The sequence below is a fragment of the Diaphorobacter oryzae DSM 22780 genome (assembly GCF_059568935.1).
On the sequence record NZ_JCANUL010000002.1, the window covers coordinates 169,345 to 190,881 of the forward strand.

At 72.5% G+C, this 21,537-nt stretch carries 13 protein-coding genes; 6 read left to right on the forward strand and 7 right to left on the reverse strand.

Features of this window, described 5'->3' with window-relative positions; all coding sequences use genetic code 11:
- Positions 1-157: 157 nt before the first annotated feature.
- The 5 genes from BP68_RS04030 to glnE all read right to left on the reverse strand — a co-directional run bounded on the left by BP68_RS04030 (position 158) and on the right by glnE (position 9,474).
- Positions 158-3,256, reverse strand: a complete 3,099-nt coding sequence (locus BP68_RS04030; RefSeq protein WP_496369327.1) for an efflux RND transporter permease subunit — start codon at positions 3,254-3,256, stop codon at positions 158-160.
- Positions 3,257-3,277: 21 nt separating this feature from the next.
- Positions 3,278-4,450, reverse strand: coding sequence for an efflux RND transporter periplasmic adaptor subunit (locus tag BP68_RS04035; protein WP_496369328.1), 1,173 nt, complete (start codon positions 4,448-4,450; stop codon positions 3,278-3,280).
- Positions 4,451-4,489: 39 nt separating this feature from the next.
- Positions 4,490-5,929 carry an efflux transporter outer membrane subunit gene (locus tag BP68_RS04040; RefSeq protein ID WP_496369329.1) on the reverse strand — a complete coding sequence of 480 codons (1,440 nt, stop codon included), beginning with the start codon at positions 5,927-5,929 and terminating at the stop codon, positions 4,490-4,492.
- Positions 5,926-6,663: a CerR family C-terminal domain-containing protein gene (locus tag BP68_RS04045; RefSeq protein ID WP_496369330.1), complete on the reverse strand. Its 738-nt coding sequence runs from the start codon at positions 6,661-6,663 to the stop codon at positions 5,926-5,928. The genes BP68_RS04040 and BP68_RS04045 overlap by 4 nt, the downstream gene beginning before the upstream one ends.
- 66 nt (positions 6,664-6,729) lie before the next feature.
- Positions 6,730-9,474: a bifunctional [glutamate--ammonia ligase]-adenylyl-L-tyrosine phosphorylase/[glutamate--ammonia-ligase] adenylyltransferase gene (gene glnE / locus BP68_RS04050; protein WP_496369331.1), complete on the reverse strand. Its 2,745-nt coding sequence runs from the start codon at positions 9,472-9,474 to the stop codon at positions 6,730-6,732.
- Positions 9,475-9,597: 123 nt separating this feature from the next.
- Here glnE and BP68_RS04055 point away from each other — a divergent pair, with 123 nt between their 5' ends.
- Genes BP68_RS04055 through BP68_RS04070 form a run of 4 tightly spaced genes read left to right on the forward strand, consistent with a single transcriptional unit; the run spans position 9,598 to position 17,287 of the window.
- Complete coding sequence (locus tag BP68_RS04055; protein ID WP_496369332.1) at positions 9,598-13,710, forward strand: YhdP family protein; 4,113 nt, start codon at positions 9,598-9,600, stop codon at positions 13,708-13,710.
- The gene (locus BP68_RS04060; RefSeq protein ID WP_496369333.1) at positions 13,707-14,522 is read left to right on the forward strand and encodes a carbon-nitrogen hydrolase family protein; all 816 of its coding nucleotides are present in this window, start codon (positions 13,707-13,709) and stop codon (positions 14,520-14,522) included. The genes BP68_RS04055 and BP68_RS04060 overlap by 4 nt, the downstream gene beginning before the upstream one ends.
- Before the next feature lie 36 nt (positions 14,523-14,558).
- Positions 14,559-16,643 (forward strand): two-component system sensor histidine kinase NtrB, encoded by a 2,085-nt coding sequence (locus BP68_RS04065; protein ID WP_496369334.1) that lies wholly within the window; start codon positions 14,559-14,561, stop codon positions 16,641-16,643.
- Entirely contained in the window at positions 16,643-17,287 is a 645-nt protein-coding gene (locus tag BP68_RS04070) for a response regulator transcription factor (protein ID WP_496369335.1), read from the forward strand. The genes BP68_RS04065 and BP68_RS04070 overlap by 1 nt, the downstream gene beginning before the upstream one ends.
- An 85-nt stretch (positions 17,288-17,372) precedes the next feature.
- On the opposite strand, the gene BP68_RS04075 is transcribed toward BP68_RS04070, so the two are convergent.
- Positions 17,373-18,017 carry a YiaD family glycine zipper/OmpA-like lipoprotein gene (locus BP68_RS04075; protein ID WP_496369336.1) on the reverse strand — a complete coding sequence of 215 codons (645 nt, stop codon included), beginning with the start codon at positions 18,015-18,017 and terminating at the stop codon, positions 17,373-17,375.
- 122 nt (positions 18,018-18,139) lie between these two features.
- Complete coding sequence (locus BP68_RS04080; RefSeq protein WP_496369337.1) at positions 18,140-18,298, reverse strand: hypothetical protein; 159 nt, start codon at positions 18,296-18,298, stop codon at positions 18,140-18,142.
- Between BP68_RS04080 and mltA the strand changes: the two genes are divergently transcribed.
- Positions 18,231-19,445, forward strand: a complete 1,215-nt coding sequence (mltA, locus tag BP68_RS04085; RefSeq protein ID WP_496369338.1) for a murein transglycosylase A — start codon at positions 18,231-18,233, stop codon at positions 19,443-19,445. The genes BP68_RS04080 and mltA overlap by 68 nt on opposite strands.
- Before the next feature lie 76 nt (positions 19,446-19,521).
- The gene (locus BP68_RS04090; RefSeq protein WP_496369339.1) at positions 19,522-21,510 is read left to right on the forward strand and encodes a DUF2868 domain-containing protein; all 1,989 of its coding nucleotides are present in this window, start codon (positions 19,522-19,524) and stop codon (positions 21,508-21,510) included.
- Positions 21,511-21,537: the final 27 nt, after the last annotated feature.

Here is a 21,537-nt window from a genome sequence, read left to right on the forward strand (position 1 = left end):
AAGTCCAAAGGCTTTGGCTATCGGCCATGCCTGCAGCATGGGTTTCATCTTGTTGCGTTATGGCGCCCGTCCTTGCTGCGTCATTTGCTATCAAATATATAGCTTTTGGCGCTTTGTGGACGGGCGCTGCAGGCCAAAATGCCTGGAAAATTCCCTCTCAGCCGGCCGCGGGGGGGCTGTCGTGGTTGGTACCCGGCTGGGCGGCGGGCCGGCGCAGCACGCGGCGGCGCAGCCACTGCACGAAGTCGTCCACATAGGTGAAGACGGCGGGCACCACCAGCAGGCTGAGCACGGTGGAGGTGATGAGCCCGCCGATGACGGCCACGGCCATGGGGGAGCGGAAGCTCATGTCCGCGCCGCCCAGCGCCAGCGCGATCGGCATCATGCCCGCGCCCATGGCCAGCGTGGTCATGATGATGGGGCGCGCGCGCTTGTGGCAGGCGTCGAGCAGGGCCGGCAGCCGCTCCATGCCGCGCTGGCGCGCCGTGATGGCGTATTCCACCAGCAGGATGGAGTTCTTGGTGGCGATGCCCATGAGCATGATGAGCCCGATGAGGGACGGCATGGAAAAGCTCTTGCCCGCCACCAGCAGCGCCACGAAGGCCCCGCCCAGCGACAGCGGCAGCGCCACCAGGATGGTGACGGGCTGCAGGAAGTCCTTGAACAGCAGCACCAGCACGATGTAGATGCAGACCACGCCGGTCAGCATGGCCAGGCCGAAGCTGGCAAACAGCTCGCCCATCATCTCGGCGTCGCCCACGTCGATCAGGCGCACGCTGGCCGGCAGGCCCTGCACGGCGGGCAGCTGGCGCACGGCCTCGGTCACCTCGCCCAGGCCGCGCGCGCCCAGCTCGATCTCGAAGTTGACGTTGCGCGCGCGGTCGTAGCGGCTGATGACGGCCGGGCCGCCGGCCAGCGACAGCGTGGCCACCTCGCCCAGGCGCACGGGCCCGCGGCTGCCGGGCACGGTCAGGCGTTCGAGCACCGAGAGGTCCTCGCGCGCCGCATCCTGCAGGCGCACGACGATGGGCACCTGCCGCTGCGCCAGGTTGAGCTTGGGCAGGTACTGGTCGTAGTCGCCCACGGTGGCCACGCGCAGGGTCTCGGCGATGGCCTGCGAGGTCACGCCCAGGTCGGCGGCGCGCGCGAAGTCGGGGCGCACGGCGATCTCGGGGCGCACCAGGCTGGCCGTGGAGCTGACGCCGCCGATGCCGGCGATGGTGCGGATGTCGCGCTCCACGGCGCGTGCCGCGTCGGCCAGGGCCTGCGGGTCTTCGCTGGACAGGGCCAGGATGTACTTGTCGTTGGAGCCGCCCAGGCCCACCTTCACGCGCACGCCGGGCAGCTCGGCCATGGCGGCGCGCAGGCGCTGCTCGATCTCCTGCTTGCGCGGGCGCTCGCCGCGCGGCGCCATGCGCAGCGTGAGCGTGGCCTTGCGCGGGTCGCCGGCGCTGCCGCCGGCGAACGGATCGGCGCCGGCGCTGCCGCCGCCGATCGTGGTGTAGATGCTCTGCACATGGCCCACGCCCATGGCCAGCGCGGTGGCCTGGGCGACCGCGGCGCGCGTGTCCTGCAGCCGGGTGCCGGGTGGCAGCTCCAGCGTGACCTGGGTCTGGGCGTTGTCGTCGGGGGGGATGAAGCCCGAGGACAGCAGCGGGATCAGCGCCAGCGAGCCGACGAAGAACGCCAGCGCCCCGATCAGCGTGAGCCGGCGGTGGCGCAGGCACCAGTGCGAGGCGGTCATGTAGGCCGCCAGCCAGCGCGGCTCCTTCTCGGCGTCCACCAGCGGCTTGAGCAGGTAGGCCGACATCATGGGCGTGAGCAGGCGTGCCACGACCAGCGAGGCGAACACCGCCAGCGCCGCCGTCCAGCCGAACTGCTTGAAGAAGCGCCCGGCGATGCCGCTCATGAAGGCCGTGGGCAGGAACACCGCGATCAGCGTGAAGGTGGTGGCGATCACGGCCAGGCCGATCTCGTCGGCTGCCTCCATGGCGGCCTGGTACGGCGTCTTGCCCATGCGCAGGTGGCGCACGATGTTCTCCACCTCGACGATGGCGTCGTCCACCAGGATGCCCACTACCAGCGACAGCGCCAGCAGCGTGATGATGTTGATGGAAAAGCCCAGCAGGTGCATGCCGATGAAGGCCGGCAGCACCGACAGCGGCAGCGCCACGGCCGAGACGATGGTCGCGCGCCAGTCGCGCAGGAACAGCCACACCACCACCACGGCGAGGATGGCGCCCTCGTACAGCAACTGCATGGAGCTGTCGTACTCGTCCTGCGCGATGTCCACGAAGTCCACCGTGCGCGTGAGCTGCAGGTGCGGGTGGGCGGCCACCAGCTCGTCCAGCGCCTTCTGCACGCCCGCGCCCACCTCCACCTCGCTCGCGCCGCGGCTGCGCGCGACCTCGAAGCCGATCACCGGCCGGTCGTTCAGCAGCGCCGCGGAGCGCGGCTCGGCCACCGTGTCGCTCACGCTGGCCACCTGGTCCAGGCGGATGTGGCGCCCGCCGGGCAGCGCGATCTCCAGGGCCGCGATCTCCTGCGCGGTCTGCACGGTGGCCAGGGTGCGCAGCGGCTGTTCGGCGCCGCCCAGGTCGGCGCGGCCACCCGCGCTCTCCAGCTGCACCTGGCGCAGTTGGTGCGACACCTCGGCCGCCGTGGCGCCCAGGGCCTGCAGCTTGAGCGGGTCGAGCGCCACGCGCACCTCGCGCGTGACGCCGCCCACGCGGTCCACCGCGCCCACGCCGGGCACGGCCAGCAGGCGGCGTTTGAGCGTGTCGTCCACGAACCAGGACAGCGCCTCGTCGTCGAGCTTGTCGGAGGCGATCGCAAAGGCCAGGATGGGCTGGGCCGTCAGCTCCAGCTTGGTGACGATGGGGTCGCGCAGGTCGGCCGGCAGGTCGGCGCGCACGCGCGAGACGGCCGAGCGCACGTCGTCCACGGCCTCCTGCACCGGCTTTTCGAGCTGGTACTCAGCCGCGATGGTGGCCGTGCCGTCCACCAGCGTGCTGGTGATGTGCTTGAGCCCCTGCGTGGAGGCGATGGCGTTCTCGATCTTGCGCGCCACGTCGGACTCGAGCTGGCCCGGCGCGGCGCCGGGCAGCGCCGCCGTGACCATGACCACGGGCAGGTCCATGTCGGGGAAGTTCTGCACCTTCATGGCGCGAAACGACAGCAGGCCGGCCAGCGTGAGCAGCACGAACAGCATGGCCGCCGGAATGGGGTTGCGGATCGACCAGGCGGACAGATTCATGGTTGCTCCTAATTTTGTAGCTTATTGCGCTTTATTGGAGGGCGCTGGAGGCTGTTTTGGCTTGGATTGCGTGGCCGCAGCCTGCGGCATGCGCACCAGGTCGCCGTCGTTCAGGAAGGCGCCGCCGCGCTCGACGACGACCGCCTGGGGCGACAGGCCGTCGGTGATCTCCACGCGGCCCTCGTTGCGCTGGCCGGTCTGCACGCGGCGCATGGCCACGCGGCCGTCCGCCGCCACCTCGAAGACATAGTGGAAGCCGTCGCGCACCACCACGGCCGACTGCGGCACGGAGATGGCCTCGCGCTGGCCCAGCTGGAAGTCGCCGCGCGCGAACATGCCAGCGCGGATGTCGGCATGCGCGGGCAGGTCCACGTAGACCAGTGCGTTGCGCGTGGCCGGGTCCACCGTGGGCGCGAGCATGCGCACCTGGCCCTCGACCTGGGCGCCGCTGGCGGTCGTCACGCGCACCTTGGCGCCCGGGCGGATGCGCGGCAGGTCGCTGGAGGTGACCTCCGCCCGCCACTCCAGGCGGCCCTTGCGCACCATGCGAAACAGCTCGGTGCCCGCGCTCAGCACGGCGCCCACGGTGGCGCTGCGCGCGGAGATGACGCCGTCGTCGGGCGCCAGCACGCGCGTGTGCGCCAGCCGCAGCTGCTGCACGCGCAGCACGGCCTGCGCGGCCTCGACGCGGGCCTGCGCCGTCTGGCCCGCCGTGGCGTACTGCTGGATCTGCTGCGCGCTCAGGGCGCCCGTGGCCTGCAGCGTGCGCGCGCGCTCGTCGTTGGCGGCGGCCTCGGCGGCGGCGCTCTTGGCCTCCATCAGGCTGGCGCGGGCCTGCGCCACGTCGGCCTGCACGGTCTCGTCGGAGAAGGTGGCCAGCAGCTGGCCCTTGCGCACCACGTCGCCCACGTTCACGCGCACCTCGGTCAGGCGCAGGCCATTGCTCTCGGCGCCGATGCTGGCCTCCTGCCACGCTGCCACGGTGCCGTTGGCGGGCAGCTGCAGCGCCATGGTGGCGCGCACGGGTTGCACGGTGGTCACGGCCAGCGCGGGCCGGGGCTGGGCGGCGGTGGCGGGATCGTCCGCGGCGCGCGATGCGCCCGCGGGCCACAGCCACGCGCCAAGGGCCAGAACGCCGGCCGCCGCCAGGGCCCAGGCCAGGGAAGAGGGAGACAGTCGCTGCAGACGCTGCATGGCAGATCCATTCATAGGGTCAGGTACGAAAAACCGTTGTCATGGGGTGGCGCGTGCGGCCACGGCTGCCGGGGCGGCCTCGGGCCCGGGGGCGCTGGCCTCCCAGCCGCCGCCCACGGCGCGGTACAGGGCCACCCAGGCGGCCATGCGCTCCTGGCGCAGGGTCACCACCGTGGTCTGGGCGGCCAGCGCGTTGCGGCGCACCTCTTCCAGCTCCACCAGACTCGCCAGGCCGCCGCGCCAGCGCGCCTCGGCCGCCTGGTAGGCGATGTGGTAGCCCTGGGCGGCGCTGTCCGCGTCGGCGCTGCGCTCGGCCGCGCCCTGCAGGCGCACCAGGGCCTGCTCCACCTCGCTCACGGCCTGGCGCACGCGGGCCCGGTACAGCGTCACGGCCTCGTCGTAGCGCGCCTGCGCCGCATCCACCTGCGCCGCGCGGCGGCCGGCGTCGAAAATGGGCAGGCTCAGCGTGGCCGGCCCCAGCGCCCAGGCGTTGGCGCCCTGCTGCTGCCCGCCCATGCTCAGCCAGCCGGCGCCCACCGTGCCGCTGAGCACCAGGCGCGGGTAGCGGTCGGCCCGGGCGCTGCCCACGTCGGCGCTGGCAGCGGCCACGTCGCGCTCGGCGCTGTAGACGTCGGGCCGCTGCGCCAGCGCCTGGGCCGGCAGCGCGGCGATGGCGAACAGCGCCGCGGGCGCCGGCGCATCCGGCGTGGCGGACAGGCGTTCGCGCAGGGCGGACTCGTCCCAGCCCGTGAGCGCCACCAGCCCCTTGAGGCCCACCTCGCACTGCATGCGCTGCTGCACGGCCCGCGCCTGGCCCTCGGCCCGGCTGGCGCGGGCCAGCGCCGCCGTGGCGGGGGCGGTGAAGCCCGCCTGCTCGGACAGGTCGGCCAGCCGCGCCGTCTCGCTGCGCGAACGCGCATCGGACTCGGCCACGGCCTGCAGCTGCTTGCACTGGCGCCAGTCGCTGTAGGCCAGCGCCACCTCGGCAGCCACGGACACGCGCGCCTCGTGCCACTGGGCCTGGGCGCCGGCCAGGCGCTGCGCCGCGGCCTCGCTCTGCGCGGCATTGCCGCCGAAAAGATCCACCTCCCAGCTGGCCTGCAGCGTGCCCTGGACCGTCGTGCTGAGCCCGCCCTGCTGCTCGTTCAGCCCCCGGCGGGCCGTGGCCTGCGCATCCACGCCCGGCAGCAGGGCCGCGCGCGCGACCACCTGGCTGGCGCGCGCCTGGGCCCAGCGCGAACGGGCCTGGGCGATGCCGGGGCTGACCTCCTGCGCCGCGGCGATCAGCTCCACCAGCAGCGGGTCGTCCACCCGGCTCCACCACTGCGCGAGGTCGGCCACGCTGCCGCCGTGCGGCAACGGGGCCTGCCAGCCCGCGGGCGCCGGTGCGCTCACTTGGGGGGGCGGCGTGGTCACGGCGCAGGCCCCCAATGCCAGGGGAGACGCGGCCAGCAGCAGGCGGCGAAGGAGGGGCGTCATTGCAAGGTCTTCTTTCTGCGCGGCGCGCGCGCGGCGGTGGGCGAAGGCGGCGGCGCGTCGGCGGCGCGCAGGGCCTGTTCGGTGGCCACGATGGCCAGTGCGTAGGTCACCATGCGTTCGATCCAGAGGTCGACCGCCTCGGGCGTGTCCAGCAGCTGGGGACGCACGGCGTCGATCACCTCGCGGTGGCTCCAGAGCTGGAAGACCAGGCCTTCGATGGTCAGCGCCAGGCGGTGCATGCCATCGTCCGCCTGCGCCATGCCCATGTGGCGGCACAGCAGCCCCACGAGGGCCTGGTGGGGCTGGCGCACGTCCCGGTCCATCTCGCGCTCCCACTGGCCCGTGGGTTCGATCATTTCGCGGATGTGCAGGCGCACGCACTGGCGCATCAGCTCGCCCTGCTTGAGCGGCTCAAGCGCACCGCGAAAGTAGTTCTGCAGGGCCTCCTGCAGCGACATGTCGGGGTGCGTGAAGTCGGGGATGAGCGAATGCATGCTGCCCAGCGGCTCGGAAAACACGGCGCTGTAGAGCGCCGCCTTGTCGCCGAAGTAGTAGCTCACCGCCGCCACATTGGCCTGGGCGGCGGCCGCGATCGCGCGGATGGAGGTCTTGGCGTAGCCCTGCTCGGAAAAGAGCCTGAGCGCGGCCAGCAGCAGGCGGGTGCGCGCAGGCGCGCCGCCCTCCGGGGAAACGGTGTCGAAAGAGTCGGTGGATGGGGGGAGCGCGCGGGTCATTGCGGCGCATTACACCACAATGAATCAAACGTTTGTTTTAATCCTGCGCCGCCGCAGGGGAAGGGCTCAGTGCGGTGCGCCGAACACGGCCGTCCACAGCGCCAGCACGGCCTGGCGCTCGGCGCCCAGCTGGTCCGGCGCCACCTGCAGGGAGGTCTCGTTCAGCCGCGCCTTGTGCTGCACGCGGCGCAGCTCGCGGTAGGCATCGGCGGCGGCGGCGCCCACGCCGGGCGGCAGCAGGCCTGCCGCCTCAGCGCGTTGCAGCAGCGCGATGTTGCCCACGTTGCCCACCAGCTCCGGGTGCGCGCCGGACTGCGAGAGCACGAGGTACTGCACGGCGAACTCGGCGTCGACCATGCCGCCGGGGCTGTGCTTGACGTCGAAGCCCTCGCCGCGCACCGCATGGGCGGCGCGCACGCGTTCGCGCATGGAGACGATCTCGGCGCGCAGGGCCGCCGGGTCGCGCGGTGCTGTGATCACGGCCTCGCGCACGGCGTCGAAGCGCGCCCGCAGGTCTTCGCTGCCCAGCACGAAGCGCGCGCGCGTCATGGCCTGGTGCTCCCAGGTCCATGCCGTGTTGCTGCCGCGCTGCTGCTGGTAGTCGGCATAGGCGGTGAAGCTGGTCACGAGCAGGCCGGAGTTGCCGTTGGGACGCAGCGCGGTGTCGATCTCGAACAAATCGCCCTCGCCGGTCTTCACCGTGAGCCAGTTGATGAGCTTGCGCACGAAGGCCGGATAGACCTCGGGGGCGCGCTCGTCGTCGTCGTCGAACACGAAGACGATGTCCAGGTCGCTGCCGTAGCCCAGTTCCTTGCCGCCGAGCTTGCCGTACCCAATGATGGCGAATTGCGGTGCCTCGCGGTGGCGCGTCTTCAGGCGCTCCCAGCACCATTGGGCCGTCACGCGCAGCACGCTGTCGGCCAGCGCGGAGAGGTCGTCCGCCACCTGCTCCACGGTGATGCGCTGCTCCACGTCGCGCGCCAGTGTGCGAAAGACCTCGGCGTGGTGCGCGCGGCGCAGCAGGTCGAGCAGGTTCTCGTCGTCGTCCTCGCCAGTGGAGCGCAACGCGGTACGGCGCAGATCCAGTTCGTGCTCGAAATCCGGGGCCACGAAGCGTTCGGCCAGCAGCGCCTCGCCCGCCAGCTCGTCGATCACGCCGGGATGCTGCAGCAGGTAGCGCGCCGGCCAGCGTGCCGCGCCCAGCAGATGCAGCAGGTGTTCATGCACCGAGGGGCGCTCCAGCAGCAGCGCCAGGTAGCTTTCGCGGCGCAGCAGCGGCTCCAGCCAGCCCACCAGACGCACGGCGGCGTCTTCGTTCACCCGGCCCTCGGCCAGCCAGCGGCCCGTGCGCTGCACCACGCGGAACAGGCGCGCACGCGCCTCGTCGCGCAGGCCCTGCACGCGCGGGTGGCTGCGCCATTCGGCCACGCGCTCGCGCACCGTGGGCGGCAACTGCTCCAGCAGCGCATCCAGATCGGGCGCGGGCGCCGCTGCGGCAGCGCGCGGTCCGCCGCAGCCGCCGTTGCTGCATTGCTTGTGGCCCGCGCCGCCCAGCAGGGTGTCGAACTCCTGGGCCACGAGTTCGCGGTGGGCGTCGAGTTCGCGCAGAAAGTCGCAGCAGCCCAGGCCCATGCTGCGGGCGATCCAGGCCAGGTCGTCGTCGCGCGTGGGCAGCACATGGGTCTGCTGGTCGTCCAGGTACTGGATGCGGTGCTCCACGCGGCGCAGAAAGGTGTAGGCGCTGGCGAGCTGCGCGGCCGTTTCCTGGGGCATGAGGCCGGCGCGCGCCAGGCGCTCCAGCGCCTCCAGCGTGGGGCGGCAGCGCAGCTCGGGGAACTGGCCGCCGCGCACCACCTGCAGCAGCTGCACGGTGAATTCGATCTCGCGGATACCGCCGCGCGAGAGCTTCACGTCGTTGGCGCGTTCGGGGTGGCCGGCGCTGCGCTTGGCAGCGTGGTCGCGGATCTGGCGGTGCAGCGCGCGCAGCGCGTCAAAGACGCTGTAGTCCAGATAGCGGCGGAACACGAAGGGCAGCACCACGCCGCGCAGGGCCTGCACATTGGGCGTCGAGAGGCAATCGAGCGGCGCCACCACGCGGCTCTTGAGCCAGGCAAAGCGCTCCCATTCGCGGCCCTGCACCTGCAGGTATTCTTCCAGCGCCGCCAGGGAGACGGCCGACGGGCCGGAGTTGCCGTTGGGCCGCAGGGCCAGGTCCACTCGGAACACGAAGCCGTGCTCGGTGGTGTCGCCCACCAGGCTGTAGATGGCCTTGACGGCGCGGGCGAAGTATTCGTGGTTGGAGAGCTTGCCCCGGCCGTCGGGCAGGCCCGCGGTCTCGCCGTCATGCTCGTAGACGTAGATCAGGTCGATGTCGCTCGACACGTTGAGCTCGCGCGCGCCGAGCTTGCCCATGCCGATGATCCACAGCTGCACCGGCTGGCCCTGCGGGCCGAGCGGCGCACCATGGCGTGCGTCCAGCTCCGCGCGGGCATGGCGGCAGGCACGGTCCAACGCCAGCTCGGCCAGCTGGGTCACGGTACGGGTGATGTCGGACAGCGGGGCGCCGTGGTCGCAGTCGAGCGTGATGAGCCGCTCCATCGCCAGCTGGCGCAGGATGCGCAGCGCCGCCCCCAGGTCGTGGCCGCGCGCCAGCAGGGCGTCGCAGGCCCGGTCCATGGCATCGCGGTCGGGCACGCCGGGCGCCAGCAGCGCCACTTCCGCGCCATAACGGCGGTGCAGGCGCTGCTGAAAGCGCGAATATTCCGAGAGCGGACCGCTGGCGGCCACGGGATCAGTCGAAGGCATCTGCATGGCAAGGGCTGCACGGCGCGCATGCGGTCCGCGCCGGGGCGCGGGCGTACATCACGACACCGTTGGGTGCTGAACCCTCAGGGGATGGGCGGGTCATAATTCCTGCCACCGTTTTCGCCCGCCATGACAGAGTCTCCATCCCATCCTTCCCGCCTGCTCAGAGTCGTGGCGGGCTGTGCGCGATGGGCGCTGGCCTTGTTGGTGGCCTTCTGGTTGCTGCTGGCGGCCGCCTGGGGGGGGCTGCATGGCTGGATTGTGCCGCGTATCGGCGACTTCCGTCCCCAGTTGGAGTCCCAAGCCCGGCGGGCATTGGGGGTACCCGTGCGCATTGCCGCCGTCTCGGCGCGCAGCGAGGGGCTGTTTCCCACCGTGGAGCTGTCTGGCGTGGCCCTGCTGGACGCCCAGGGCCGCGAGGCGCTGCGCCTGCCGCGCGTGGTGGTGGCGCTGTCGCCGCGCTCGCTGCTGCGCTTCGGCTTCGAGCAGATCTACATAGAGGGCCCCGAGCTCGACATGCGCCGCGAGCGCGACGGCCGCATCTTCATCGCCGGCCTGGCGTTCCGCGAGAGCGCGGACGAGGGCAGCGCCGCGTCCGACTGGCTGTTTTCACAGACCGAGGTGGCGATACGCGGGGGCACGCTGCGCTGGACCGACGAGCTGCGCGGCGCCGAACCGCTGGCGCTCACCCAGGTCGACCTGGTGCTGCGCAACAGTGGCTGGCGCCATGGCGTGCGGCTGGACGCCACGCCGCCGCCCGAATGGGGCGATCCCTTCACGCTGCGCGGTCAGTTCCGCCAGCCGCTGCTCAGCACCCACGGCGGTGACTGGCAGCGCTGGAGCGGCCAGCTGTTCGCGCATTTCGCGCGCGTGGATGTGTCCCGGCTCAACCGGCATGCGGATCTGGGCGCCCTGCAGGTGGCCCAGGGCCATGGCGCGCTGCGCGCCTGGGTGGACGTGCGGCGCGGCAAGATCGCGGGCGGCACGGCCGACATGGCGCTGGACGAGGTTAACGCCACACTGGGCAAGGACCTGCGCGCGCTGGCGCTGCGCACGGTGACGGGCCGCGTGGGCGGGCGGTGGCTGGAGGATGGCTTCGAGCTGAACACGCAGAACCTGCAGTTCCTGGCGGATGACGGCCTGCGCTGGCCCGGCGGCAAGCTCACGCTGCGCCATACCGGCCAGGGGCGGGCCGGCGCGGAACAGGGCGAACTGCGCGCCGACCGGCTGGACCTGGCCGCGCTGTCGCAGGTGGCCAGTCGCCTGCCGCTGGACGAGGCCGTGCACACGGCGCTGCAGGCCTATGCGCCGCAGGGGCTGGTGGAGCAGCTGCAGGCCGAATGGCGCGGGCCGCTGGCGCAGCCGCGGCAGTACCAGGCGCGGGGCAGGGTGGCGGGGCTGGCGCTGGCTGCGGCCGACAAGACGCCGGCGGTGGCGGGCCTGAGCGGCGCGAACGTGGAGTTCGACCTCACCCAGGCGGGTGGACGGGCCGTGCTGGACATGGAGGGCGGCACGCTGCTGCTGCCCGGTGTCTTCGAGGACCCGGTGGTGCCGGTGCAGCAGCTGGGCGGCACGGTGCGCTGGCAGATCGAGGGCGAGCGCGTGGCCGTGCAGGCCAGCGACCTGCGCTTCGCCAATGCCGATGCCCAGGGCGAGGCCCGCCTGAGCTGGCAGACGGCGGACCCGGCCACATCGCCCGCGCGGTCGCGCTTTCCGGGGGTGCTGGATCTGTCGGGCCAGCTGTCGCGGGCCGACGGCACGCGCGTGCACCGCTATCTGCCGCTCACCATCCCCGTCGAGTCGCGCCACTATGTGCGCGATGCCATCCTGGCGGGCAGCGCGAGCCAGGTGCAGTTCCGCGTCAAGGGCGATCTGCATGACTTTCCCTATGGCCATGCGCCGCGCCGCGGCGAGTTCCACATCACGGCGCGTGTCAAGGACGTCACCTACGGCTACGTGCCGCCGGCCCTGCTGCACCCCGGCGACCGGCCGTGGCCGGCGCTGGTGGGCCTGAGCGGCGAGCTGGTCTTCGACCGCGCCGGCATGACCGTGCGCAATGCCGCGGGCCGTTTCGCCGACCGGCCCGGGCTGCGGGTGCAGAAGGTGAGCGCACGGATTCCCGATCTGGAGCACACCATCGTCGATGTGGCGGCCGAAGTGCGCGGCCCGCTGTCCGACATGCTGGCCCTGGTGGGTGCGTCGCAGATTTCGCAGCTCACCCATGGGGCGCTGGACCGCGCCACGGCCACCGGCCCGGCCGAGCTGCAGCTGGGGCTGACCCTGCCCATCAGCCACATCGACCAATCCACCGTGCGCGGCAGCGTCACGCTGGCCGGCAATGACGTGCGCTTCGTCCCCGAGGCGCCCACCGTGAGCGGTGCCCGCGGCGTGGTGCAGTTCAGCCAGAGCGGCTTCACGCTGGTCGGCGTGCAGGGCCGCGCATTGGGCGGCGAGGTGCGGCTGGAGGGCGGCATGAGCGCTCCGCCGGCCCAGTCGTCGCGGGAATCGGCCGTGCGCGTGCGCGCGCAGGGCACGGCCACGGCCGAGGGGCTGCGCGAATCGGCGCAACTGGGCCTGCTGTCGCGGCTGGCGCGCAGCGCCAGCGGCAGCACGGCCTACACGCTGGCCCTGGGCGTGCGCCGGGGCGTGGCCGAGATGCAGGTGGCGAGCGACCTGGTGGGCATGGCGCTGGCGGTGCCGGCGCCGCTGGGAAAGACGGCGCAGACGCCGCTGCCCGTGCGCTTCGACAACCAGCTCACGCGCGAGGCCGCGGCATCGGACGCGGCTCCGCTGCAGGACCGGATGACGCTGGAACTGGGCGATGTGGGCCGGTTCGGCTATGTGCGTGCGCTCGACGGCGAACAGGCGCGCGTGCTGCGCGGCGTGATCTCCGTGGGCGTGCCCGCGGGCGAGGCACAGCCCCTGCCGGAGCAGGGCGTTGCAGCACAGGCGGTGTTTTCCGCCTTGGATGCCGATGCCTGGAGCGCGCTGCTGCAGGAGCCCGCCCCGGCGTCCGCCGCGGCCCAGGCCGCGCCCCGTTTCGGCGATGGCCTGGCCCAGGACTATCTGCCCAGCCGCCTGGCGGTGCGTGCCTCCACGCTCACCTTGCACGGGCGCACGCTGCGCGATGTGGTGGCCGGCGCCACGCGCGAGGGCGCGGTCTGGCGTGCCAATGTGGATGCGGCCGAGCTGAACGGCTATCTCGAATACCGCCCCGGGGGCGCGCCCGCCGCGCGCGGAGGGGCGCCTCAGGACCAGCTGTACGCGCGCCTGGCGCGCCTGGCCATTCCGCAGGCGGCGGACATGCAGGTGAACGCGCTGCTCGATGCGCAGCAGCCCGGCACGCTGCCGGCGCTGGACATCGTGGTGCAGGATTTCGAGCTGCGCGGTCGGCGCCTGGGCCGCATCGAGGTCGAGGCGCGCAACCGCATCGCCGACGACGGCCAGCGCGAATGGCGGCTGGCCAAGTTCAATCTCGCGGCGCCCGAGGCCACGCTCACCTCCAGCGGCAACTGGGCGCTGCTGGGCGGCTCGGGCAGCGAGGCGCACAGGCGCACGGCGATGAACTTCCAGCTGGACATCCGCGACTCGGGCGAGCTGCTGGCGCGCTTTGGCATGGAGGGCGTGGTGCGCCATGGCAAGGGCCGCATCGAGGGCCAGGTGGGATGGCTGGGCTCGCCGCTGTCGCCCGACTACCACTCCATGACGGGGCAGATGAACGTGAACATGGAGGCGGGGCAGTTTCTCAAGGCCGACCCGGGCCTGGCCAAGTTGCTCAGCGTGCTGAGCCTGCAGTCGCTGCCGCGGCGCTTTGCGCTGGATTTCCGCGATGTGTTCAGCGAGGGCTTCGCCTTTGACTTCGTGCGCGGGGACATGCGCATCGAGCAGGGCGTGGCGACCACCAACAACCTGCAGATGAAGGGCGTGAATGCGGCCGTGCTCATGGAGGGCAGCGCCGACATCGCACGCGAAACGCAGGACCTGCATGTCGTGGTGGTGCCGGAGATCAATGCCATGACGGCCTCGCTCGTCGCCACAGCCATCAACCCGGTCATCGGGTTGGGCAGCTTCCTGGCCCAGGTCTTCCTGCGCGGGCCGCTGATCCAGGCGGCCACGCAGGAATTCCACATCGACGGCACCTGGGACGAGCCGCGCGTGGAGCGCATAAACCGCCGCAAGCCCGGCACGCCCACGGGCGGCGCGGGAACCACCGAACCCACCGCATCAGGAGAACGCTCATGAAGGTTGCAGCCCTACAGATGGTGTCCGGCGTGGCGCTGGAGGCCAACCTGGCCCAGGCGCGGCGGTTGCTGGAGCAGGCCGCGCAGGCCGGCGCCGAACTGGCCGTTTTGCCCGAATACTTCGGCGCCATGGGCCTGCGCGACAGCGACAAGCTGGCGCTGCGCGAGGCCATGGGCGACGGCGCGATCCAGCGCTTTCTTGCCGGCGCCGCGCGGGAGCTGGGGCTGTGGGTCGTGGGCGGCACGCTGCCGCTGGCCTGCGACAGCGAGGAGCGCGTGCACAACAGCACGCTGGTGTTCTCGCCCGCGGGCGCATGCGTGGCGCGCTACGACAAGATCCACCTGTTTCGCTTCGACAACGGGCGCGAGCATTTCGACGAGGCCCGCGTCATCCAGGCTGGCCGCGAGCCGGTGCGTTTCACGCTGACGGCGCGCGACGGCCGCACCTGGCGCGTGGGCCTGTCCGTGTGCTACGACCTGCGCTTTCCCGAGCTGTATCGCCAGCATGCGCGCGCCGGCGCCGACCTGCTGCTGGTGCCCAGCGCCTTCACCCACACCACGGGGCGCGCGCACTGGGAGGTGCTGCTGCGCGCGCGCGCCGTGGAAAACCTGGCCTATGTGCTGGCGCCGGCCCAGGGCGGCACGCACGAGAACGGCCGGCGCACCTGGGGCCACAGCATGCTCGTGGACCCCTGGGGCACGGTGCTGGCGCAGCAGGCGGAAGGCGCGGCCGTGGTGCTGGGCGAGCTGGATGCGGCCCATCTGCGCCAGGTGCGCGGCCAGCTGCCGGCGCTCGAGCATTGCGTGCTGTGAGGGCCTGAGCCGGTGGAACAGGGCGTGGAAGGCGGGATGCACGAAGCTGACTCCGGGCTGCCGGCCGATCCGGCGCTGCAGGCACTGGGCCGGGCGCCGCGGCGCTGGCGCCGCTGGATGGGGGCGTGGCGGCGCTGGTCGCTGTGGACGCTGCTGGTCGCGCTGGTGGTCAGCATGCTGGTCACGCAGGTGTGGCTGGCCGGCCGCTACGAGGCCAGCCAGGTGCAAAGCCGGCTGGAGCGCGACACGGCGGATGCCGTGGCCGACATCCGCAATGCCTTCGCGCACAACCTGCAGAGCCTGCAGGCGCTGCAGGCGGGCGCCCCCGATCTGGCCTCCTGGGAGGCGCGGGCAGCCGAGCTGCTGGGCACGCGCCGCGAGCTGGTGCGCATCGAGTGGCGCGACACCCAGCTGCAGATGCGTGCCCATGCCGAATCGCCCTACCGCCCCCTGCACTGGGAGCCGAACGAGCGTGGCGGCACGCATTCCGAGACCGCACTGGCCTGCACGAACGCGCGCCGCATCACCGGCCCGTCGTACTCCACCAGCTACTTCCAGCCCATGCCGGACGGCATGGGCGCCGAGATGATGGAGGTCTGCCTGCCGTTGTTGCAGGACGGGCGCGTGCGCGGCTTCGTCGTGGCCACCTATGCGCTGCAGACCGTGCTGCAGGACCTGGTGGCGCCCGGCCTGCAGCGCACGCAGGAGGTGTCTTTCACCGAGGCCGACGGCACGCGCCTGGCGCTGGTGGGCGCCATGCGGCGGGGCTCGCGCATGTTCACGGCGCAGCAGCTGTTCGACCTGCCTGGCAACACGCTGATCCTGCGCATGGACGGCTGGCACGCTGCGCCCAGCGTGTTCCCCAACGTGCTCACGGCGCTGGTCACGGCCATGTCGATCGCGCTGGTGTCGGTGCTGGTGGTGCTGGTGCGCGACAACCGGCGGCGCCTGCGGGCCGAGCGCGACCTGGGCGATGCGCTGGCGTTTCGCAAGGCCATGGAGGACTCGCTGGTCACGGGCCTGCGCGCGCGCGACCTCAAGGGCCGCATCACCTACGTGAACCCGGCCTTTTGCGACATGGTCGGCTTCTCGGCGGCCGAACTCGTGGGCCAGACCTCGCCTCTGCCCTACTGGCCGCCCGAGCACGCGCAGGAATATGGCGAGCGGCAGGTGGTGCGCATGTCGGGCCAGCTCGACCCGCCGCGCGAGGGCTATGAATCGACCTTCATGCGCCGCGACGGCACGCGCTTTCCGGTCATGATCTACGAGGCTCCGCTGATCAACGCCCAGGGCCTGCACACGGGCTGGATGGGCTCGTTCCTCGACGTGAGCGAGCAGCGCCGCGTGGAGGAACTCTCGCGCACCTCGCAGGAGCGCCTGCAGGCCACGGCGCGCCTGGCCACCGTGGGCGAGATGGCTTCGCTGCTGAGCCATGAGCTCAACCAGCCGCTGGCGGCCATCTCCAGCTACGCCAACGGCTCGCTCAACCTGCTCACGCCGCCGGTGGGCATGGAGCTGCCGCCGCCGCAGGACCTGGCCGACGTGCGCGTGGCCGTGCAGCGCATCGCGCAGCAGGCCGAGCGCGCGGGCCGCGTGATCAAGAGCGTGCACGACTTCGTGCGCCGGCGCGACCAGTCGCGCGAGCGGGTCACGGCGCAGGAGCTGTTCGACGCCGTGCTGCCCATCATCCGCCTGCAGGCGCGCAAGATCGGCGTGCGGGTGGCGCTGGACATCGAGGAAGACCTGCCGCCCACGCTGTGCGACCGCACCATGGTCGAGCAGGTGCTGCTCAACCTCACGCGCAACGCCATGCAGTCCATGGACGACCCGCAGATCCACCCGCGCGTGCTGGACCTGCGGGTGCGCCGCGCGGCCTCCAATGCCGCCAAGAGCTGGCTCGAATTCTCGGTGGCCGACATGGGTGGCGGCATCGCCGAGGACGTGGCCGAGCGCCTCTTCACGCCGTTCTACACCACGCGCGCCGAGGGCATGGGCCTGGGGCTGAGCCTGTGCCGCACCGTGGTGGAGCAGCATGGCGGCTACCTGGGCCACGCGGCGCGCGAACCGCGTGGTACGGTATTCACCTTCACACTGCCCGCATTTCAGGACACCGACCTCTGATGGAACCCGCCACCAACGCCACCGTGTACATCGTGGATGACGACGCCGAGGTGCGCGAGGCCCTGGCCTGGCTGCTGCGCTCGCGCCGCGTGCTCAGCGAGGCCTTCGCCAGCGCCGAGGCCTTCGAGCTGATGCTGGCCGAGCGCACCGCCAGCGGCCTGCGCCAGCGCCACCCCTGCTGCCTGCTGCTGGACGTGCGCATGCCCGGCATGAGCGGGCTGGCGCTGTTCGACAAGATGGTGGAGCGCGGCGACACGGCCGGCATGCCGGTGATCTTTCTCACCGGGCATGCCGACGTGCCCACGGCCGTGGCCACGGTCAAGCGTGGCGCGTTCGATTTCTGCGAGAAGCCCTTTTCGGACAACCAGCTCGTGGACCGCGTGCAGGCGGCGCTGGCGCTGTCCGCCCAGTACCTGGAGGACTGCCGCGCGCAGCACCAGCTGCAGGACAAGCTGGCCGAGCTGACCGAGCGCGAGCGCGACGTGATGCGCCTGGTGGTCGAGGGCCTGCCCAACAAGCTGATCGCCGACCAGCTGGACATCAGCGTGCGCACGGTGGAGGTGCACCGGGCCCGCGTGTTCGACAAGATGCAGGTCAAGTCGGCCGTGGAGCTGGCCAACCTGCTGCGTTCGGCGCCGCAATAGAGTTCGGCATAAAAAAGGCTGCTAGCGCTTATGGGGTAAGCGCTGGCAGCTCTGCTTTTCATAGCGACGCGGGCGCCGCAGGGCGTCAGCCCTGGCGTTCACCCACGTAGATTTCCACGCGGCGGTTGCGTGCCCGGCCGTCGGCCGTGTCGTTGGTGGCGATGGGCTCGCGCGCACCGCGGCCTTCCACCTGGATGCGTGCGCCGCTCACGCCGCGGGCCGTGAGGTAGTTGCGCGTGCTCGTGGCGCGGTCCAGCGACAGCGGGTTGTTGATCGCGTCGTTGCCCGTGGCGTCGGTGTGGCCGACGATGCGCACCTCGGTGGCCGGGTTGTTGCGCAGGCCCTCGGCGAAGCGGTCCAGGATGGGTTGGAAGTTGGGCTGGATGTCCGAGCGGTTGGTGGCGAACGAGATGTCGCTCGGAATGTCCAGCTTGAGCTGGTTGTCGGCCGTCTGCGTCACGCTGACGCCCGTGCCCTGCGTGGCGGCCTGCATCTCCTGCTTCTGCTTTTCCATGTGCTGCGACCAGATGTAGGTGCCCAGGGCGCCCACGCCGGCACCGATCACGGCGCCCGTTCCCGCGCGGCCGCCGGTCATGGCGCCGATGGCGGCGCCGCCCAGGGCACCCACGCCCGCGCCGGTGGCCGTGCGGCGCTGGGTGTCGGTCATGTTGGCGCAGCCGGTGGCCAGCAGGACCACGGCCAGGCTGCTGATGAGAAGAGATTTGCGCATGGGGGAACTCCTTGGTGGTTCAAGCCGCTACTGTGGCACGGATGCATGACCAAGGCAGCGTAGCAACCGCCGCCCGCGCGGCCTGTAGGACGGGGTGCCAAGCCGGGCCCCAGGGGCACGGGTCAGTCGCGTGGCGGGGCGCGCCGGGCGGGATCGGCCTCGCCCTCGCCGGAGGGCGGCGGGGGCAGTTCTCCCTTCGTGCGGCCGGAGAACATGGTCCACCAGACAATCCCCACCAGGATCAGCAGCGCCAGCAATGCTTCAAGCAAAATCAGCCCCATGAAATCCCGTCTCCTGCGCCTGGTTGCAATGGCGTTGATTGTAGGAACCCTGGCGGCCTGCTCCACCCGCCCTCCCGCGCCCGTCGCGCCGCCGGTGCCGGTGCCGGTGGCCCAGCCGCCGGCCGTGCCCGCCGCGCCGGTGCCCGTGCCGGGCACGCTGGCGCAATCCAAGAGCCGCTGGGTGCCCGTGGCCTGGAGCGAGCTGCCCGGCTTCGAGGACGATGCGCTGCACGAGGCCTGGAACGCCTGGCTGCGCAGCTGCGAGCGCCCGGCGCCGGCGTTCGCGCCGCTGTGCGGCGAGGTGCGCCGCCTCACCATCGCCGGCCCGCAGGAGCAGCGCCAGTGGATGACGCAGCGCCTGCAGCCCTACCGCGTCGAATCGCCCGAGGGCAATGCCGACGGCCTGCTGACGGGCTATTTCGAGCCCTACCTGGATGCCGTGCGCCAGCCGGGCAACGGCTTTGGCGTGCCGCTGTACCGGCCGCCGGCCGACCTGGGCACGCGCAAGCCCTGGTACTCGCGCCAGCAGATCGACACCCTGCCCCAGGCCCAGGCCGCCCTGGCCGGCCGCGCCATCGCCTGGGTGCGCGACCCGGTGGAGGCCATGGTGCTGCACATCCAGGGCTCGGGCCGGCTGCGCGTGCAGGAGGCCGACGGCAGCGTGCGCATGGTGCGCGTGGCCTTCGCCGGCACCAACGACCAGCCCTACAAGAGCGTGGGCCGCTGGCTGCTGGACCAGGGCCTGGTGCGCGACGCCACCTGGCCGGGCATCACCGCCTGGGTGCAGCAAAACCCCCAGCGCGTGAACGAGATGCTGTGGTCCAACCCGCGCTACGTGTTCTTCCGCGAGGAGCCGCTCGACGCGCTGGAGGCGGGCTTTGGCCCCAAGGGCGCGCAGGGCGTGCCGCTCACGCCCGGGCGCTCCATCGCCGTGGACCGCCAGAGCATTCCCTACGGCACGCCCGTGTGGCTGGCCTCCAGCGGGCCCACGGTGCAGCTGTCGCGGCTGGTGCTGGCGCAGGACACGGGCAGCGCCATCCTGGGCGCCGTGCGCGCCGACTATTTCACCGGCTGGGGCCAGGAGGCGGGCGACGTGGCCGGCCGGCTCAAGCAGAACCTGCGGCTGTGGGCGCTGTGGCCGAAATAATGGCCAAAATGGCCTGCGGCGCTTGCTGGACAAGCGCTGGCAGCTATCAAAACAGGACCAATACAGGAACCACAGGGTGACAGACAGCCCCACCGGCCCGCGCGTGACCGAGCCGCAGCTGCGCAGCGTGCTGCTGGCGCAGGCGATCGTGCAGGCCGACGCCGAGCGCGTGCTGGTCAGCGAGCCCGAGCGGGACGAGGCCGTGCGCAGCGCCGTCGCGGCCGCGCGCCAGCGCGGCGCGGCGCGGGTGGACGTGGCGGACATTGCCCTCGACTGGGCCCAGTCCGTGGTGCGGCGCGCCAGCGGCCGGGACACCGCCGTGGCCGCGCTGGCCCAGCCCAGCGTGCGCCTGCGCTGGCTGGCGCGCGGCCTGCCCGTGGCGGCGCTTCTGCTGGGGCTGGCCGCGGACCGCATCGCCAACGCCCATCGCGTGGACCTGCTGTCGCCGCCGCTGCTGCTGGTGCTGGCCTGGAACCTGGCCATGTACGCGTTGCTGGCCTGGCGTGCCTGCCGCGGCGCCGGGCAGCCCGAGCTGGCGCCGGCGCTGCGCCGCTGGGCGCGGCAGACGCCGGGCGGGCGCGGTGGACGGCGCGGTCTGGCCGGGCGCATCGCGGCGCCATTCCAGGCCCAGTGGTTCGCGCACACGGCGGGCCTGTTCGGGCAGCGCGCGGCGCGTGTGCTGCACCTGTGCGCGGCGGCCTGGGGCGCGGGCATCGCGCTGTCGCTGTTGGCGCGCGGGCTGGTCGTGCGCTACCAGTTCGGCTGGGAGAGCACCTTCCTCGACGCGCAGCAGGTGCACGCCATCGTCGCCGTGCTGTTCTCGCCGCTGACCGCCGTGTTCGGCCTGGCGCCGTTCACGCTGGCGGAGATCGCGGCCACGCAGAACTTTGCGGGCCAGGGCGCGGCCGGCAGCCGCTGGGTGTGGATGTACGTGGGTCTGCTGGCGCTGGTCGTCGTGCTGCCGCGCCTGCTGCTGGCCGCCTGGGCGCGCTGGCGCGAGGCGCGGCTGGCCGGGCAATGCCGCATCGACCCGGACGACGCCGCCTTCGACGCGTTGCGCGCCGCCCTACCGGGCGACCTGGTGCTCGGCCTGCAGGGCGCCAGCGCCGCACAGGCCCGGGCGCTGCAAGCCATCGTGGCCGCGCATGCGGAGGCCGGGCTGGACGACCGGCTGCGCTTCACCGGCGCGGACGCCGCGGAGCCGGTGGACGCGGTGGTCGCCCTGGTACCGGCCGGCGAGGGCGAGCCCCTGCCCGGCGCCTGGCAGGGCGCGCCCGTGCTGGCGCTGCCCTGGTCGCACTGGGGCGAGAGCTGGCTGATGGAGCCCGCGCTGTTCGATCGCCTGGCCCCGCTGCTGCCGCAGCAGCAGCGCGCGCTGCAGCGCCTGCGCCAGGCCTGGGAGCGGCGCAACGAGGAACGCTTTAATCAGTCGCTGCAAGCCCTGGCGCAGCACCTGCGCGCCTGCGCGGCCCTGGACGCGGGTGACGCCGCCGCCTATGCGCAGCAGCTGCGCACGCTGGACGCCGCGCTGTGCGCGCTGCACGGCCAGCCCGTGGCGCCGCCCGAGCCCGCCGCCCCGCAGGGCGACGGCACCCCCCAGCGGACACGCCACGCGCACGGCACGGCGCTGGCCGTGGGCACCTCGGCGGGCGCGGCGGCCGGTGCCGCGGCGGGCGCCAAGGCCGGCGCGCTGATCGACCTGGGACTGGGTGGGGTGACGCTGGGCGCCGGCACGGCCCTGGGCGGGCTGCTGGGCGCCACCGCGGCCTGGGTGCTGCGCGCGCAGCAGCACCGGAGCGCGGCGGGCGAGGTGTTGCGCCGCGCCGCCGAGGCCGCGTGCACCCATTACCTGGTGATCGCCCACCAGGCCCGCGTGCCGCCGGCGCAGGCCGCGCGCCTGGCCGAGCGCTGGCACGCCGAGGTCACGGGCACGGTGGCCGCCCACTGGGACCGGCTGGAGCCGGCCCTGCGCGCGGGCGCGGCGCCGGCCGACGCGCTGCAGGCGCAGCTGCACACCATGCTGCTGGGCGTGCTGCGGCGCAGCCTGCCGGGCGGCGCAGATTGATGGCAAAAATGGCCTGAAGCGCTTTGC